Source organism: Bdellovibrio bacteriovorus HD100 (assembly GCF_000196175.1).
In the GTDB taxonomy this organism is placed as follows: Bacteria; Bdellovibrionota; Bdellovibrionia; order Bdellovibrionales; family Bdellovibrionaceae; genus Bdellovibrio; species Bdellovibrio bacteriovorus.
The window spans coordinates 1,361,382-1,379,056 of the sequence record NC_005363.1; the positions used below are offsets into that span (position 1 = coordinate 1,361,382).

Annotated in this window: 10 protein-coding genes; 6 read left to right on the forward strand and 4 right to left on the reverse strand. The window is 51.4% G+C overall.

Features of this window, described 5'->3' with window-relative positions; all coding sequences use genetic code 11:
* Positions 1–38 precede the first annotated feature (38 nt).
* Complete coding sequence (locus BD_RS06560; RefSeq protein WP_011163936.1) at positions 39–713, forward strand: hypothetical protein; 675 nt, start codon at positions 39–41, stop codon at positions 711–713.
* 42 nt (positions 714–755) lie between these two features.
* Here the strand turns inward: BD_RS06560 and BD_RS06565 are convergent, their stop codons facing one another.
* Both BD_RS06565 and BD_RS06570 read right to left on the reverse strand, forming a co-directional pair.
* Positions 756–3,587: a hypothetical protein gene (locus tag BD_RS06565; RefSeq protein ID WP_011163937.1), complete on the reverse strand. Its 2,832-nt coding sequence runs from the start codon at positions 3,585–3,587 to the stop codon at positions 756–758.
* 71 nt (positions 3,588–3,658) lie between these two features.
* On the reverse strand, positions 3,659–11,320 hold the full coding sequence (locus tag BD_RS06570) for a Calx-beta domain-containing protein (protein WP_041583710.1): 7,662 nt from the start codon (positions 11,318–11,320) through the stop codon (positions 3,659–3,661).
* A gap of 385 nt (positions 11,321–11,705) precedes the next feature.
* Between BD_RS06570 and BD_RS06575 the strand changes: the two genes are divergently transcribed.
* A complete protein-coding gene (locus BD_RS06575; protein WP_041583504.1) occupies positions 11,706–12,653 on the forward strand; it encodes a bifunctional helix-turn-helix transcriptional regulator/GNAT family N-acetyltransferase in 948 nt (315 codons plus the stop codon).
* Positions 12,650–13,090 carry a PaaI family thioesterase gene (locus BD_RS06580; RefSeq protein ID WP_011163940.1) on the forward strand — a complete coding sequence of 147 codons (441 nt, stop codon included), beginning with the start codon at positions 12,650–12,652 and terminating at the stop codon, positions 13,088–13,090. Before BD_RS06575 ends, BD_RS06580 begins: the two co-directional genes overlap by 4 nt.
* A gap of 2 nt (positions 13,091–13,092) precedes the next feature.
* Here the strand turns inward: BD_RS06580 and BD_RS06585 are convergent, their stop codons facing one another.
* Entirely contained in the window at positions 13,093–13,923 is an 831-nt protein-coding gene (locus BD_RS06585) for a LysR family transcriptional regulator (RefSeq protein WP_011163941.1), read from the reverse strand.
* A gap of 88 nt (positions 13,924–14,011) precedes the next feature.
* On the opposite strand from BD_RS06585, the gene BD_RS06590 reads away from it, so the two are divergent.
* The 3 genes from BD_RS06590 to BD_RS06600 are packed head-to-tail and all read left to right on the forward strand — an operon-like array spanning position 14,012 to position 17,291.
* The gene (locus BD_RS06590) at positions 14,012–15,049 is read left to right on the forward strand and encodes an L-tyrosine/L-tryptophan isonitrile synthase family protein (protein ID WP_011163942.1); all 1,038 of its coding nucleotides are present in this window, start codon (positions 14,012–14,014) and stop codon (positions 15,047–15,049) included.
* Positions 15,046–15,882 (forward strand): TauD/TfdA dioxygenase family protein, encoded by an 837-nt coding sequence (locus BD_RS06595; protein ID WP_011163943.1) that lies wholly within the window; start codon positions 15,046–15,048, stop codon positions 15,880–15,882. Before BD_RS06590 ends, BD_RS06595 begins: the two co-directional genes overlap by 4 nt.
* The gene (locus tag BD_RS06600; RefSeq protein ID WP_011163944.1) at positions 15,879–17,291 is read left to right on the forward strand and encodes an FAD-binding protein; all 1,413 of its coding nucleotides are present in this window, start codon (positions 15,879–15,881) and stop codon (positions 17,289–17,291) included. Before BD_RS06595 ends, BD_RS06600 begins: the two co-directional genes overlap by 4 nt.
* On the opposite strand, the gene BD_RS06605 is transcribed toward BD_RS06600, so the two are convergent.
* Entirely contained in the window at positions 17,288–17,641 is a 354-nt protein-coding gene (locus tag BD_RS06605) for an ASCH domain-containing protein (RefSeq protein ID WP_011163945.1), read from the reverse strand. The genes BD_RS06600 and BD_RS06605 overlap by 4 nt on opposite strands.
* Positions 17,642–17,675: the final 34 nt, after the last annotated feature.

A 17,675-nucleotide genomic window follows, 5' to 3' on the forward strand; every position in this document is an offset into this window, starting at 1 on the left:
AGATCTTTTTTACGATGAGGACTTCATGAGGAGATTTTATGATGAAGTGCTCTGTTGTCGTCGGTTTGTTTTCATTGATCGTGTCTGCCACGGCGTCCGCCGCGGTGGAAATCCCGGTTCAGGCCCGCTTCTTTGCGGGAATGACGGGTGTGAAGCTTGATGAACTGAATGACAGTCTGGAAGCTCAATCCATGAAAAAAATTGAAGGCGTCACACAGTTGGGTCTGGAAATTACCTATCCTGTGATGAAATATCTGGATGTGGGCGCTCGTTATGCCAAGAAGCTCGCTGACAGTGAAGAAAATCCGGCCGACCCTAATACCGACTATTCTGCCAAAATTGATCAGGATGCGTTCCTGCTGATTGCACGTGTCCCCATTGTTCGTGAGGACTTCTATCGCGTCGATGCCTTTGCTGGTGTTGGCGGCACCAATACGAAAGTCACGATGAAGACTCTGGCACAAAACGGTGACTACACCAAGAGTGTCGGAGAGAGCTGGTATGCATCCCCTTACGCTGCGGCGGGAGTCTCTTTGGCTTTGGGTTACAAGCGATTCTATTTTGTATTTGAAGGCGCTATTGAGCACAACAAGGTGGATGACCTGAAGCGCTCCGGTTCGGTCAGCACCAGTGTGAACTCTCTGGATCTGTCGGGTTCTTACTTTACGGTGGGGATCATGTTTGACGGGATTCCCGGAACTGTCGGTCGCTAAGATCGAAAAACAAAAGGCCTGCATTGCGCAGGCCTTTTTTATTTAGAACACAGCTAAGTTCGTGCCCAGGAAGATTTCACCTTCACCCTCGGCCGGTTCCACTTTCTGAATATAGCGGAAGCCAAAGTCGATTGGCAGGAAGCGGAAGATCACAGATTGTGCGATCAACTCTGCACCATAACTGTTCAGGTTGGCGTTGTTGTTGCCAAGGATGACTTTGGTGTGATCCATGTACAGATTTCCATAAAGACGTTTGAAATAGATCCACGCCCCCAGGTTGTAGTCCGGATAAGACAGCGGGAACATGTACTCGAAGCTGCCCTTTACAAAACGATCTGCCGGCAGGTAATCAAAGCCACGGGAATAGATGTAACCCACCGGATTGAATGCCGGAGTCGGGAAGATGTAATTGCCGGTGCCTTCGCGGTTCTCCTGTCCATTCCCAGTCAGACGAATGCCATTATTAGCAAGGAAGCCTGGCAGGTACAGACGAACCTGTCCGTAAGTTCGGTAAGAACCCGGAGCTTCTTCGTTGGACACTCCATCCACGTCTTCATAGAACGCCTGAACGTCGACCCCCAGCGGAGGCAGAATCGCACGGTGCTGCGCGGATTTGGTGTAAGAGAACAAAAGGCCCACTTTTTGATCCGCGTAAGTGGAAGCTTGAGATCCCGGCACAGACACCTTGTCCAGTCGGAAGCTTTCCGTTTTTAAAAGCTTCGCAGAGTAATCAACCTGCAGGTATCCGTTGTACAGGTGGTGTTTAAAGGCATACGGCAAGGCCACGCCCAAACCGTAAGAGCCCTCGCGCCAGGTCAGTTCCTGCGTGTTCAGATTCACATCGGCAGCACGGTTGCGGATGTCGCCCAGAATGCTGAAGACCGGCCAGTACCGTTTAAAGTCGATCTTGACGGAAGTAAATGGGGTGTTTTCCTCGCCATCAGAACCGACCGTGATGGCGGAACCGAAATCGCGAAGATAGTTGTCCGTGATCACCGTCAAAGCCAAGCCGCGACCGCCAAAGAAGCTCCAGGTGTGCGGAGTGAAACCCCGCGCATCAAACATCCCATAGTCTGATTCGGTGTATTTGGCAGAATCCGCCGTGTAGAAGGTTTCCTGGCCGCTCAGTGGTACCGGCTGGAACTTGTTGTAATTATCACTGGGGTTGTCGCCCAGATAGTTGAAGTCAACCAGTTGGGAAGCCGGCAGGGCCGCGCATGAGCTCAACTCCGCTTTCTTGGTACGGGCTCCGTAGGGGGTTTCTTCGGTGTAAACCAGGCTTGTTCCATCAAAGGTTGGAGCGTAAGCAGAAATTTTGCTCTGGGTGCATTGCCTGAATTCACCCAGGGTGTTTCCGTGGAAGATTTCGTTGGCGCCTTTGTACTGTGCCTCGAACAGAATTTCTTGGTTTGAGTTTGTCTGCAGCCAGAAGATATTGTTGCGGGAAAACGGCAAAAGCACCTTATATTGATCCGAACCGAAGCGCGCCTGAATCAAGGCCTTGTGTCCGGTGTTGTTGGAAGCCACGGCGATAATTTCATCCCCGTTCAGCGAAGCGGCCTCCATCAGATCAAGGTCTTTAAGGGACAGAGTGCGCAGGTTCTTTCCATCAAAACCAATTTCTTGAATGTCCCAGGTCATCTTGTCATTGAACTCCGCTGCCAGAATGGATTTACCGCTGGCGCTGAATTTCGGATTGTAAAGGCGGCGTCCTGAAGTGATGTAGGACTTCGATCCACCGGTCAGATCCACCAGAACAAGATTTGCCGAGCCCTCAAATCCATAGCGCGGGTGAGGCACATAATCCGTGTACACAGCATGGGTGCCGGAATAGTCAATGCGGCTTAAGTCTTCTGAATACGGCACTTCGGCGATTTTTTCTTCACCCTGTGCTGTGGATTTGTAGATGGCCGGGACCGTATTGAGGTCAAACTTCACATAGTACAGACTGTTATTGGAAACCTTGGGATTGAATCTTACCGTGTAGTCGGTTTTGGGAGCGTCGGTGAAGGCGTCTTTCTTCCATGCCTCGCGCAGTTCGTTGAAAGTCTCATAGTAGAAGCTCTGGAACTCAACGCCGGTCAGTTCCCTGAACGCGGATTCCAGACGGAACGGGTGGGGACCGCGGGTGATTTTGTCGGTCAGTTTTTCCCAGAAATCATCACCATATTTTTGATACGCGCGGGAAATCAGCACGTAACCGTAAACATACTGATTCACCAAAGCGTCACGATAGGTCCCATTCACAAATTGATCGTAAGTCGGGGTTTCGCCCCCCAGCAAAATACCTTTAAGACGCGTCAGGAAACGCGGGGACCGGCCCCGGCCACCATCCGTGTATTTTGTTTCGGCATAGACGGCATCACCTTCCGCCATCCATGGTTTTTTAGAGATCACATCGGCCAGATTCAGCCCCAGATCCCCGAAGAGGTAATCGAAATAGCGAACCGTGTTTTTATTGAAGTCATCCATCTGCTGTACGTGACGGTATTCGTGGATGGAAAGAATCTGCAGCCATTCCAGAGATCCCACCATGGGGCTGTAGGCACCGGCATTGAACCACTCTGTGCGGCGGGGAGCGCGAGCTACAAAACCATTGGGAAGAGCCACCTCATTGCGGATAATAAGGGTGATTTTCTTCGGTTTGCTGATTCCATAGCTCAGGCCCACAACGGCGGCGTTGTGTTTGATGAGATTCGCCACATACACCGCTTTGGGACGGAAGGCTTCAGGATAGATGACTTTAACGTATTCGTTTTCAATCGTCTTCCACTGACGGGGCGGGCTTTGTGAGTTGTCGATTACTTCGGATTGAGACATGGCTATGGTCGGCGCCAAAAGGCCGGCCATTAAGGACAAAAGTAGTTTCTTCATGAGGATCCTCTGTTTAGTAAACCCCTAAAATTTAGGAGAAACGCAGAGGGTTAATCAAGCAGTGATTTGGTTTAGTTAGGGAAAGGCCCCATGGAAACCGGCGCCAGACGGAACGGCTTTCTGTTTGTTCCCAGCTCGCTGTTCGTGTCGATACCCGAACAGTACCAGTTTGTGCCAATTTTACCGCAAATACCATAAGCGCCACGAACTTCCAGATCAGTCACAGTGCCGATGGCGTTAAGAGTCGTCAAAGCCGTCGGAGAAAAATGGTATTCATTCGTCTGATAGTCATTCAAGCCGTGTTGGTCATAGCGATTAAAGCCCCAGCAATAGGCGGCGCCGTTGTTGATCGCGCAGTGGTTGGTGTAACCGCTGATCAGTCGGGTCACGTTGGTGAAGCTTCCAATATCAACAGGTGTCTTTTGGTTGGTGTTGGTTCCATTTCCTGTTATTTGCCCCCAACACTTGATGGACGTTGTTCCGATGCGGGCACAAGTTCCATAACTGGAAGCCTGCAATTCATCGACATTCGTCAGACCCGGCACCTGATGCAGACTGATTCGGTCAGTGGTGTCCCCCTGGCCCAACTGACCGTGGGCATTGTAGCCGGTGCACCAGACGGTTTTGTCTGTTTTCAACACGCAAGCATGATGGCGGCCCAAAGTGACGGACACGTTATTGGAACCAGCAGCGGTGATTTCGACGGGCGCATAATAGAAATCAACAGCAAGGTCCAAGTAAGGGATGATATCAACCTGACCCCAACAGTAAAGTTTGCCTGCCTTAATGGCGCACACAGTGCTGCCAAAACTCATTGCCAAGTCCGTAGCTCCTGAAGACAGTCCCGCCGGAATATTCGGATTTCCCGACGTGCTTCCTGAAGCGCGAATAAAGTTGCGACCCCAGCATTGAACACCGCCTGACACAACGGCACATGTGCCGGTGCTGGAACTGACAAGCTTGGTGGCTCCAGAGGTCAAATTTTTCACCTGGGTCGGAGCCTGATAAATACGATCTGTCAGCAGATTTCCGGTTTTGCTATAGTAGCTGTCACCCAGACATTTCACCGCCCCGCTGAAGATGCCGCAAGCATGCTCAGTGAAGATGGAAATGGAGCTGGCACCGCTGAATTTCGGGCTGAGAACGTGGGCATTGGACTGCAGAGGTTGCTGATCGCCGTGCTGGCCGAATCCAGAGAATCCTGTGCAATAAACCTGGCCACTGCGCACGAAACAGGTGTGAGCCCCTGTAGAGCCCGCAACGGCAGTGACACCGCCAGAGCCTCCAACAACGGGAGTCAAAGGAATCACCGAGGTTCCTGTCGGCTGATTGATGCCGGCTTCGCCAAAATAGTTTCTGCCTTTACAATGCAAATCGCCGGATAAAGCTGCGCAGAACTGGATACCAAAGTAAATATCTGTGGCTCCGGCAAGTTCCGCCATCAAAAGCGGCGAGGTGACGTCCGCAGTGGTATTGCTTAAAAGCTGGTTGTCGGAATTGTTACCCCAGCAATAGACCTGATTGGAATTGTTTTTCGCACAGGTGCCATAGTATCCCGTCCAAACATCAGTGACAGTTCCCAGGCCGTTGATCGCCGTCGGCGTGCCCACCAGAGTGGTGCTGCCAACACCCACTTCGCCGTTGGAGTTTTGCCCCCAGCAGTACAATCCTCCGGATTTAATGGCACAAGCATGGAACTGGCCACTTGAGATTTTTGTCACGCCCGAATTCAAGCTTGGAATTGCGACGGGTGCTGTTGTCGGGGAGGCGGTTGCTGGATCCCCGAGAATGCCACCTTCTTTGATACCCCAGCAATAAACGGCCCCGTTTTGAATGGCGCAAGAGTTACCCCAGCCAATGCTGACTTGGGTGACACCCGAATTCATTCCGGTTACAAGTGTTGGTGTCAAACGAGTGCTTATCGAGCTGGTTCCGGTAAAACCACCCCCCGGATAAGTACCATGACTTCCCTGACCCCAACAGTAAAGCGCCCCGGTGTTTAACACAGCACAGACGTTATTATAGAGAGAAGCTATCCCCATGGCCGGGGCGGCCAACGGAACCAGCAGTGGTGAAGAACTAGGATAGTAGTGTCCTTGTCCCAGGGGCGCGGCCCCATTGTGGCCCCAACAATAGACGTTACCGTTACTGGTCAGGGCGCAGGTGTGGTTGTCACCGGCAACAACATCCACGGCATCCTTTCCGGCCGGGCTGTCATTGTCGTTGATAAAGATATCGGCGTTGGAAATATAAGATGTACCGCCGGTGATACCGGTGATTTTGATTGGAATGCGTTTGTAAAGTTCGTCAGCCGCGTTGTTGATTGTTGTCAGACTGCCAAATGTGACCGAAGTTGCCCCCGACGCAACAGAAGCAGTGCCCGAAGTGGTTGGCATCGTATAGTCCGTGCCAACTGTGGCACAGTCAGTGCCGGTGCAGGTGTCGCGCGTCCAGTTGATGGAGACAGATCCTTTGTCTGTTGGATGCGACAGTGTCGCCATCAGGCTGGTGGAAGAACCTTCAACAACGTAAACGTCCTGAATCGTGACCAGCGGTGGAGCTTCGTCATCCGTGATAGTCACGGTGTGAACGGTGTTAGCCCCCAAAGAACCACCCACCGGGCCGCTCAGGGTGATTTTGAATGTTTCGTCATATTCTTCAGTGCTGTTATCAAGAATCGGAATTGAAATATTCACGGAAGTGCTGCCAGCCGCAATTGTTGCCGTGCCGTTGGTGGCGGTATAGTCAGATCCCATCGTTGCAGAAGGTGCGGAACCATTGGAATATGTATAGCTGACACTGACGGCGATATCGACGGCGGACGGGATGCTGACGGCCACGGTAAGCGTCGGATCGTTGTATTCAGAAACACTGGATGTCGTAGCGCTAAACTGAATAGCCGGAGAATTTTTAGTCCAGGTCACAGCGGTTGCAGTCGCATAGGTCTGCCAGTTTCCAGCGGTGTCTTTGCCGACCACGCACACTTTGATGCTTCCATTAGCCAGTGCGGAAATGTTGTCAGTGATATTTGTTGAGCTGGATATTTCAGAGGCCGAGTATCCGGTTGCCACAGTACAGTCCGTGGAACCAGCGACACCCAATTTGTATTTGTAGGCGACAACATCACTGCCGTTGACATCAATATTCAGTGCATACTTTGCACTGGACCCCGTGGGCTGGCCGGACAGGGTTGCGGTCGGTGGAGTGTTATCGAAGGTAATCGATGCTGAACTAGCCATTGCACTGACGTTGCCGGCAGCATCTTTCACCCAGGCATAAAGTGTTTTGGCTTCATTCACAGTCGTTACCGTGAATGTGGCTGGTAGTGAAGCTCCGGCTGTCCACGTGCACGATGCCACGGCCGTGTTGTTTTCCATAATACAATAAGTAGCCGGGCTGCCACTGACGGCCGAAGTGATATTAAATGTTGTGCTGTTCGTCGGGGTCGTGTTTGTCACCGTGAAGGTGGTGATGCTTGGGGCGGTCGTGTCGATCACGATATTTTTGTTCGTGCCCAAAGAGCCCGCGGCCCCCGTTGCCGGCAAGGTCAGAGTCGCATTGTTGGCCGCGGCATCGCGAATGGTGGCAGAAGCCACTGTCAGGGACGTGGTGGCGGCATAATTCAGGTCTGCCGCGGTGTCCGTGGCTTGAACTGTATAGTTAAAGACAAGGGTGTTCGTCCCGGTGCCCGAAGCGTAAGATGCAGAACGGGCAGGGGTCGTGTTCAGGGCAATCAACGGAGTTCCAGTGACAGTCACGTTTTCAGAGAACGTGATGCGCACATCAATAACATCACCGACAGTATATGCTCCATTGGCCTTGTTGGATGTAACAGTGGTGACAGTGGGAACCGTGGTGTCAATAACAATCGCGCTGGAACAAACCGAAGTGATCGAGTTCCCGGCAGCATCCAAAGAAATGACCTGATAAGTGTAAGTCGTGCCGTTCACGCCTGTGAAGTTTGATGTGGTCGCAGAACTGGTCGCAGCGTTTTCTGTTCCGGTGTACGTGTCACAAGAAGCCCCTGTATAGAAACGGACTTTTTGTGAAGCCAGATCCGTGCTGGTGGATTTGCTCCAAGAAGCCACAAGGCTGGTGGTATTCGTCGGGGACGTCTGCTGCCAGGCCAGGGACGTTGCATTCGCCGGAGCCGTAATATCATAGGTCACCGTAGAATCCGTCGTGGTCGAAGCGTTGTTGGTATTGCCGGCCGGATCGCTGACTTTCCCCGCTGTGATGGACGGAATCAAAGTTCCGGCTGTTGTGATGGCGGTGGCCTGCAGGGTCCATGTGATATTGTCAGAAGTCGAAAGATTCCACGTGATACCGGAAGCCGTTCCACCTTGGGTGATGTCAGCCGCGGTAAAGGTGCTGGCATTGACAGCCTCGGTGAAGACCACCGTGAATTCCACTGGCAGGGTGTTGGTTGGATCGGTCTGACCGGCTTTTTGATTGATGGTCAAAGACGGCTTGGTCGTCTCGTAAGTGATTTGATTGTCAGTGCTGGTGCTGGCGGTGTTGTTATTGCCAGCCGCATCCGTCACTTTATTGGCGGTGATGGATGGGATCAGGGTGCCGGCCCCCGTGATGGCCGTGGCCTTCAGGGACCAAGTGATATTATCAGACGTCGTCAGACTCCAGGTGATGCCAGAAGCGGTTCCGGATTGCGTAATGTCTGCGACTGCGAAGTTGGCAATGGCTTCGCTGGCCACGATGGTGAATTCCACCGGGACGGCGTTGGTCGGATCAGCCTGACCGGCTTTTTGATTGATGGTCAAAGTCGGGGCTGCCAAATCCTGTGTCCACGTCGCCGTGGTCGCCGAGGTCAGGGCTTGTTCGACACTGGCCGAGTTTTTACCGATCACGCAGACCTTGATATCGGTGTTACCCAAACCATTGACAGAGTCAGTGATATTGGTGGCAATCGCGATATCGCCGGAATAATCCGTCGCCACCGCACAGTTTGTGGATGCGGCAGGGCCTACTTTATAGCGATAGGTCTGAACGTCAGCCCCGGCCACGTCAATATTCAGTGTTGTCTGGTTGGTTTTTCCCGTAGGTTGACCCGTAATGGTGGCAATAACCGCGGATGTGTTCACATTGAACACAAAGTCGTTGTTGGTGGCGGCTGTGGAATTCCCGACAGCATCGCGGGCAGAAATGCGTGCAGTGTACTGAGTGCCATTGGAAAGGGTGCACCCGGTGAAGGTGTGGGATGTCGTGGCTACGGTCTGTTGGGCACAAACAGAAGCGGAAGCATCACTGCTGCGGATTTCAACCAGATACTGGGTGCTGCCAGCAGCGGCGGCCCAGTGAACGGTTCCCGTAGATCCATTGGTCAGCCATTCATCTTGTGTTGAATCGGTGCCGCCAGTCACACCAGCGATTACAAAGGCATCAGGCGCTTGAGTATCAATGACGATATTTTTATTGGCAGCAAGTGAACCAGCTGCACCCGGAGCTGGCAAAGTCAGAATCATGTCATTGCCAAAGCTGTCTTTGAGTGTAGCGCCAGCCAACGTCAAGGCATTGACAGACTCGTAATCAAGATCAGCAGAGTTGTCACCCGCTTGAACAGTGTATTGGAACACCAAAGTGTTCGTGCCAGTACCGCTGATATACGTCGCCACGCGATCCGTGGAGCCGGTTTCAATCAAAAGCTCTGGCGTGCCGCCAGCTACAGTCACGTTTTCAGTGAACTGCACAGACACTGGCACTACCTGAGCGGCCTTATAGGAACCGTTCGCCAACGAAGATGTCACAGAAACAACAGTGCCTGGAAGATCCAGCGTGTACTGAACTGTGCCCGCTGCAGAAAGGGCGTTGCCGGCCAAATCAGTCAGTGTTGTTTTTGCCGTCAGGGTGCAGACCTCGGCATTGGCAGGCAATGTCGTCACAGTCAAATTCACCACGGCCGAAGTCGCACTTGCTGCTGACACACCGGCGATAGAAACATTCGCCCCTGCAGAGCAGCTGATACCCCAGTTCGTGGCATTCTCAACCGCCGATTGCAGCATGGCTTCGCTGAAAGTTACCGTCACGGAAGCTGGAAGGCTGGAACGAACACTTGTCACGGGATTAAATGACGCCACTGTCGGCGCCGTGCGATCCATGGTCAGAGCGGTCGAGCAGGCAGAAACGGACACGTTCCCGGAAGTGTCGATGACTGTGAGGTTGTACGTGTAAGTTTCGCCATCCGCTCCGGCAAAATTGCGAGTGGTGGCAGAAGTTGAAAGGGAAATAGCTGTGCCTTCCAAAAGCAGGCAGGACGCGTCTTTATAGTACTGGATTTTTTGTTCGGCGATGTCGGTGGAATCAGACAAAGTCCAGATTGCCGCAGCCGGAGTCACTTTTGTAGGCGACGTTTGAATCCAGCTTAAAGACGTTGGCAAGGACGGTGCGCTGGTGTCATAGGTCACTTGATTGTCAGAGCTTGTAGAAACAGTATTCAGATTCCCGGCAAGGTCCGAGAACTTGTCAGCGTTGATAATAGGCTGGATCACGCCGTTGTTATCCACACCTGAAACCGTCAGTTCATAGTGAGTGCTGTCGATTTTAGTCAGTGTGTGTGTGTTAACCAGGGCAGATCCGGTGAAGCTGACATCGGCATCCGTTAAAGAGCTTTCAGCAAGGGCTTCGCTGAACACCAGGCTAAAGCGCATGGGCAGGGTGTTGGTTGGATCTGTTTGTCCGGCTTTTTGGCTGATGACCACAGACGGGCGAATCGTGTCGTAGTTCCAGTTGTAAGTTGTTGCCGCTGTAAACGGCTGCCAGAAGTTGTTGGAATCCTTACCCACCACGCAGATTTTCAGATTCTGATTGGCTAAAGCGGCAAGATCGTCGGTGATTTTCGCACCAACAGCAGCTTCAGTGGAATAGCCCGAAGAAACCGCACAGTCTGTGGAACCTTGCGGGCCCACTTTGTAGCGGTAATGAGTCACATTCGTGCCTGAAACAGTGATGTCCAGGTCTTCCACGTTGCTAGGATTGGCCGGGCGACCACCCAGAACAGCCGCAACTTCCACGCCCAGGCCCGAAATCCCCAAAGAACCGTTATCCGCGATATCGGGATTGGTGTAATTCCAAGTCAGAGTTTGGGAATGAGTGTTCACCTCTGTCGGGCTGTACGTGATGACAACCGAGCATGAAGTATGACCATTCAAAGTGCTGGAACAAGTCCCGCCGTTTCCAGGGAAGGATCCACCCTTAAAGGAAAAAGGAGCAGACAAAGTGCCAAGAGTCAGACCTTGCGCGGGAGCGTCTCCGGTGTTTTGGAAGGTCACGGATCTTTCGATCACCGTGTCTTTCATCTGCGGACCGAAATCCAATGTCGCAGCGGCAGTCACTTTGGCACGGGTTGTTTTGTCTTTCACAACAAAGGAAATAACGTTGTTATCCAAGCCTTCAAAGCGCTCGCCAGTGAAACGAAGTTCGAAAGTTTCATCGCTTTCGATCACGGCGTCGCGGGTGGCTTTGATGATAAAGCTGACAGAAGTGATGCCCGGCTGAACCAGCAGGGTGCCATTGGAGGCTTCAAAGTCGCCGTCTTCATCGTTCAACGTCCAGCCCAGGTCTTCTGGCTTTAGTGTCACGCCCGGCACACTTGGAGTTTCAACTCCCAGTGTGATCTGATGTCCGATGCCTTCTTCCAGAATGACAGTCTTGCCGGATTCCACGGTGATTTTGCGAAGGATCTGATTTTCACTGAGCAGAGGAGACAATGAGGCGTCCATGCAGCTTGTAAGCATGAGCGCAAGAAGGGCAGTTGAGATGTGTTTTAGGTACGTACCGGCTTTGAACATCTTAAGGTACTTTTCGGCTGTTCCGGCAGTGTTGTTGAGCTTTTTTGACAGAAAATAGTCCAGTGTTTTCTGAGGTTTAGTTCTTTTAAGATATGAAACATTTCTTTATTTGGTATTCGAGGTGACCTTGGATTTTCTCACGCAGCTGCCCGGATCCGCTGCCTTCGTGGCGGGATGGACAGCTTAAGAAGTCGATCATCGACTTTGTTTCCGAAGTGACGCTGACCCATCGGGATTCCTATAGTGAATTCAATGCCTTATGCGTATCTAGTTGAGAAGGTTGACTAATTACGTAACTAGTTACATAATTAGTCTTATGGAACTATTCAAACGAGCTGGAAAAATGGCAATGGGTACGCGGGTGCGATTCCTGAGCGAGCAGATCGGTCAGGATGCGGCAGAGATTTACCGTGTGTATGAAAACGATATTCAACCGAAGTGGTTCCCGGTGTTCTATGTTCTTTCAAATGAAGAGCAAAACACGGTCACTTCCATTGCTGAAGCGATCGGGCATTCCCACGCTTCGGTGAGCAAAATTCTGACTGAAATGTCCAAGGCCGGGCTGGTGCTGGAAAAAACAGACTCTCAGGACCGTCGTCGAACCAAAATCACCCTTTCCAAAAAGGGCAAAGACCTCTCTGAAAAAATAGAAAGACAGTACGCGGACGTCAACGAGGCGATCGAGCAGATCTCGGCGCAGGCCACGAATAATTTGTGGGCCGCGATTGAAGAGTGGGAATACCTGCTGGGACAGAAGTCTTTGTTGAGCCGGGTTCTGGAGATCAAAAAACGGAGAGAATCTATGGATGTCAAAATCGTAGCTTATCAACCCAAGTACAAAGAGGCCTTTTACAAACTGAATGAAGAATGGATTTCCAAGTACTTCACGATGGAAAAGCCTGATCGTGATGCTTTGGAAAATCCAGAATCCTATATTCTTAAAAAGGGCGGATCTATTTTTGTCGCTCTATTGAATGGGGAACCTGTCGGTGTCTGTGCTCTGATCAAGCGTGAGGATCTGGGCTGTTACGAGCTTGCGAAGATGGCGGTGTCCCCGAAAGCTCAGGGGAAAAGCATCGGCTTCCTGCTGGGACAGGCGATTGTTGAAAAGGCCCGGGAAATGGGCGAGCAGCGCCTGTTCCTGGAAAGTAACACGATCCTGAAACCAGCCATTCGCCTTTATGAAAAGCTGGGCTTTGTAAAAGTCGTCGGCCCACCAACGCCTTATGACCGCTGCAATATCCAGATGGAGCTGAAGTTGTGATTGTTTCTGATGCGGACTATGAGCTGAAGGTACGAAGCAGTTTTGACAAGCAGAATCTGATGAAGACTCTCGGGGCGCAGCTTGTTGCTGTAGGCCCAGGGACTTGCGAGATCGAGCTGCCGTTTTCGTCTTCACTTGGTCAGCAGCACGGTTTTTTACATGCCGGCGCCACGACTTCAATTGCGGATTCGGCAGCCGGATACGCGGCCTATACGCTGACCCCAAAGGGGTCTTCGGTTCTGACGACAGAGCTTAAAATCAATTTGCTGTCTCCGGCTCAAGGGGAAAGATTCTTTGCCCGTGCTGAGGTGCTGAAGGCCGGTAAAACATTGACTGTGGTGACGTCCAAAGTTTTTGCGGTTCAAAAAGGGCAGGAGAAGCTGTGTGCCTTTCTCACTGCCAGTATCATGACCGTGCCCCATGCGGAAACAATCTAGAGTTAGAATGTGGCTGCTTTGATGGTCTGAATGATCTTTTTGCTGATGGTGTTGTTGTGTTTTTCCGGTCGGTACGCCAGATAGATTTCGTCCTTGAATACCGGTGCATCTTTCATTTTTTCAAGGTTCTTGTACTGGGCGGCAACCCTTGCTGGCAAAAGTCCGTAGCCAAAACCCAAAGAAGTCAGCTTCGCGACCACCTCCAGATTTCCTGAACTCAGCACGCCCGTGAAGTTTGTCTTCTTGCTCAGTTTTTTCAGAATGTACTGCGACTGCGCCAGATTCTGGTCATAAATCAATTTGTCCTGGGCGTTTTTAGCGTGGAAGATCGTCACCTCGTCAGTGCAAAGCTTACTGATAACCAGATCGGGGTGTTCGATGGGGTTCACGACGATACCAAAGTCAGCTTCCCAGCTGATCACTTTTTCCGTCATCTCTCTGGACAGGCCATGAATGAAGTTGAAATCAAGGCCCAGAAACTCTTTTTGCAGCTTCGGCATAAAAGACCCCAGTGTATAAAGAGCCACGGAGGGGTGAATTGCGATGGTGTAGCTGCCTTGGATCAGGCCTGATTCGGGATTGGCCAGGTTTTGGGCCTGTTCCCATTCATACATCAAGCGTCGTGAGCGCTGGCGGAATTCTTCCCCCAGTTTGGTCAGCTGGATGCCGTTTTTTAGCCGGATTAAAAGATTTCCACCCAGTTCGCGTTCCAGTCGTTTGATGGAATAGCTTAAGGCAGGTTGGGAGATGCCAATGATCTCGGACGCCCTGGTGACATTCAGGGTTTCACAGACCGTTATAAAGTATTTTATGTCATCCATCATTAAAGACATAAATAGTTTTTATCACAATGAAATAAACTAGTCATTTTATTTATACGTGAAAACTCGTTAGTTTCCGCAGCAGGAGGAAACGGAGAGTATGAAACCTGCAGCCCTTGAACTAATTTCAATTCAGAGTTCTGAAAGCTTAAAATTACGGTCCCCAATGGTCGACCCGGCAACCGAGGTGGCGACAAGAATGCTGGCTCAGGTGATGGATTATCGCCGGGTTCCTCATGCCGGTGACCTGTGTGGCAATTCCGAATGTCAAACCTGCGCATCCTTTCATCTGCCGAAGATCATCTCGGCTGTTCGCAGAAATGAGCCTGTGACTTTTGTTTTGCCGGCCTTTCCTGGCAAGTCCCCGAACCCGGAAAAGGTTCTGGGGGCGTTACCAGACTATGCCGAGCAGCTGGCATTGCAGTTCCTGGGTAACCTTGGTCAGCAAGTCAGACAGTACTATTCACCGGGGATCAAAATCATTCTGTGCTCGGACGGCCGGGTGTTCAGTGACCTTGTGGGCATGAAAGAAAGCAATGTCACGGCCTACCAGTCTGGATTGTCCGGGCTTATTGGTGAATTGCAGCTGTCAGACATTGAAACTTTCAATATGGATGACTTTTACGGCGAACTTAGTTTCAACCAAATGCGTGATGAACTGATGAAACGCTATGGAAGCTCGCTGGATTTCTTAAAGCACAAAGTCCGTAACGGGATGGCAGAGCTTGCCACCGCAGAAGAGCAGGGCGCTCATCGCATGTACTGCGGAATCACCAGATTCCTGTTTGAAGATTCTCTGCATGCAGGACAGACGAAAAGCCGCTCGGCGATTCAGAAAGAATCCCGCCTGAAAGCCTACGAAGTCATTCGCAGAAGCAATGCCTGGAGTGAGCTGATTGCAGAAAGATTTCCGGACGCTGTCCGCTTGTCCATTCACCCGCAGACCTGCGGTTCTGCAAAGCTTGGCATTCGCCTGGTGGGGAATGAATCCTGGATGACCCCGTGGCATGGCGTCGCTGTTGAAACGGCAAAGGGCTTTGTCCTGCTAAAAAAATCCGAGGCCGAGACCTTGGGAGCAGAATTGATTTACTCATCCGGTGGGCAGCCAAGCCGCTACAAACTAAGAGGTGAACTATGAACTTTCAAGTGACTCATCTAAAGCCTTTCGGAGCGATTGTAGAACCCAAGGCCCAGGGGGCCAGTGTGAAAGACCTGGATCTGAAAGCCTTGCATCAGCTTTTTTTGCAGGAACAGATCGTGGTGCTAAGAGGTTTCACCACTTTCAAAAACTCTGAGGAATTTGCCAGCTACTGCGAGACGTGGGGTGAAATCAGCATCTGGCCTTTCGGAAAAGTGCTGGAGCTGGTCGAACAGGAAAATCCCCAGGATCATATTTTTGATCACAGCTATGTTCCAATGCATTGGGATGGCATGTACCGACCCCAAGTTCCGGAGTATCAGATTTTTCACTGTGTAAAGGCGCCACTTTCCGGGCATGGGGGCCGCACCACGTTTTCCAACACTGTGCTGGCTCTTAAAAATGCCTCGCCGGAACTGAAAGCGTTTTGGGGCAAAGTGACGGGCATCTATCAGCGTGAGATGGAGTTTTACAAAAGTAAAACGGTGTCTCCGATTATCACAAAACATCCCAAAAGGGATTTTTCAGTCATTCGCTATAACGAACCACCAAGTGCAGATAAGGGGCATTTTGTGAATCCTCCGGACCTTGAATTTGCCGGGGTTCCGGTGGGGGAGCTGGAGGCTTTTCATCAAGGACTCAAAAGTGCTCTTTATGCGCCTGAAAATTTCTATGCTCATGAGTGGCAGGATGGAGATGTCGTGATCACAGATAATTTCACGCTTTTGCACGGACGCGAAGCGTTTACCTCGAAATCCCCGCGTCACCTGCAGCGAGTGCAGGTGCAAAGCAGTCCGCCGTTTGATAACCCGGGCCTGGAATCGTACAAATGAGCCCGCAAGTTGTTGATCTTGTCATTGTCGGCGCGGGACCGGTCGGATTGATGTGTGCTTATCTTGCGAAGCTTTGCGGGATGAGCACTGTGATTGTTGATAAATCCGAGGGACCACTGCAAGTGGGGCGCGCGGATGCATTGAACGCCAGGACTTTGCAGCTTTTGGAAGTGGGTAAATTGTTTGACCAGCTTTATCCGTTGGGAAAGCCCTGCAATACAAGTTCTGTATGGGCTGATGGAAAGTTTCTTTCCCGCCAGTCTTCTTGGTGGGACGAGCTTGAGGGGTGTTTTCATAAGCACTTTCTGATGCTGGGGCAGTCTTTTGTTGAAAAGCTGCTGGATGAAAAACTGACCCTTTCAGGCGCCGCTGTTCGCCGTTCCACGGTGATTAAAGATGTCGAGGTTCTTCAGGACAACTGCCTGACGACGTTGTCTTCCGGTGAAAAGATACAATCCCGTTATGTTATTGGTGCCGATGGTTCCCGCTCGTTTGTACGTGAAAAGTTCAAGGTGCCTTTTGAAATCGTCAGACCCCAGATTGTCTGGGCGGTGCTTGACGGTGTCGTTGAAACGGACTTTCCAAAAGTGCCCGAAATCATCGTCTTTCAGGCAGACACTTCGGACGTGGCGTGGATTCCTCGCGAAGGGGACATTGATCGTTTCTATGTCCGAATGGACACCACAGAGTTTACTTTGGAAGAAGCTGTTGCAAAAATCAATCGTGCGATCAAGCCCCATGTTCTGGGCTTTAAAAAGATGGAGTGGTTTTCACAGTTTTCGGTGAAGGAGTCCGTGGCTGAAAAGTTCTTCATTCAGGATCGGGTGTTTCTTGTTGGCGATGCCAGCCATATTCACTCGGTCAACGGCGGGCAGGGGCTGAACACGGGGCTGGCTGATGCTTTCAATCTGATCTGGAAGTTGAACATGACTTTGAATCACGGGGCTTCGTTGGATCTGCTGCAAAGCTACGAATCTGAACGCAAACCCGTTGCTTTAAGTGTCATCGAGGCTTCGGGGGAACTTGTTCGTTCAACCAAGTATTCTGCGAATGGGACTCATGCCGAGGATTATGTGCGCATCGTGCAAAAACGCGCGGGAAATATCACGGGCATGGGGATTCGTTACGCAGGTGAGGGGCTTATCGGGTCCCGGTTGTATGACTCTGAGGTCCGCTTCGGGTCCGAGACGGTTCGGCTGTACTCTTTGTTGAATTATTCCAAGTATACGTTGTTTGTCTTTGGGGATGTGGAGCTTGATTTTGAGTTGCCGGAGTATGTTCAGCTTGTTGTCGTTGGCTCTTCGGATTCTGTCTATGTCGGGCAGGCGGTGTTGGTGAGACCGGATGCTTATATTGAATCAACGGTCTCGTTGGGTCGGGCTCGGGAGCTTCTGTCGTCTTTTATTTAGAGGTCTAAATCCAGTTCGTAGATGCCTCGGGCGGCGAGGACTTCCTGGGTGGAGTTTAGTTTTCTTACTTCGGTGAGTTCCCAGGAGTAGTAGCCGGGTTCCCATCTTGTGGCGCAGGCTGCGGGGATGTCTTTTTCTTCGAAGGGGCGGACGGATTTGATTTTTACGATTGCTACCGGGATGCCGATGTCGGTTTCGCCTTCGTTGAAGAGGAAGTTTTTGTTTTCTACGATGAGCAGGTCGCCGGTGAGGTCGGCAGGGGGAAGCCAGCGGCGGACTTCGATGATTTTTTCGCCGTTGGCGATGCGGGTTCCGTTGGGGTGGACTATGGAGAGGGTTTTGTGTTTCATCGTTCGCTCCGGGGTTTGTCTGGCTTGTTTCGCG

Excerpts from the sequence above, each read along its gene's own strand:
- BD_RS06605 (WP_011163945.1), bottom strand. The coding sequence starts at position 17,641 with ATGAAACACAAAACCCTCTCCATAGTCCACCCCAACGGAACCCGCATC.
- BD_RS06565 (WP_011163937.1), bottom strand. The coding sequence starts at position 3,587 with ATGAAGAAACTACTTTTGTCCTTAATGGCCGGCCTTTTGGCGCCGACC.
- BD_RS06560 (WP_011163936.1), top strand. The coding sequence starts at position 39 with ATGATGAAGTGCTCTGTTGTCGTCGGTTTGTTTTCATTGATCGTGTCT.
- BD_RS06585 (WP_011163941.1), bottom strand. The coding sequence starts at position 13,923 with ATGTCTTTAATGATGGATGACATAAAATACTTTATAACGGTCTGTGAA.
- BD_RS06590 (WP_011163942.1), top strand. The coding sequence starts at position 14,012 with ATGAAACCTGCAGCCCTTGAACTAATTTCAATTCAGAGTTCTGAAAGC.
- BD_RS06570 (WP_041583710.1), bottom strand. The coding sequence starts at position 11,320 with ATGGACGCCTCATTGTCTCCTCTGCTCAGTGAAAATCAGATCCTTCGC.
- BD_RS06595 (WP_011163943.1), top strand. The coding sequence starts at position 15,046 with ATGAACTTTCAAGTGACTCATCTAAAGCCTTTCGGAGCGATTGTAGAA.
- BD_RS06575 (WP_041583504.1), top strand. The coding sequence starts at position 11,706 with ATGGAACTATTCAAACGAGCTGGAAAAATGGCAATGGGTACGCGGGTG.
- BD_RS06600 (WP_011163944.1), top strand. The coding sequence starts at position 15,879 with ATGAGCCCGCAAGTTGTTGATCTTGTCATTGTCGGCGCGGGACCGGTC.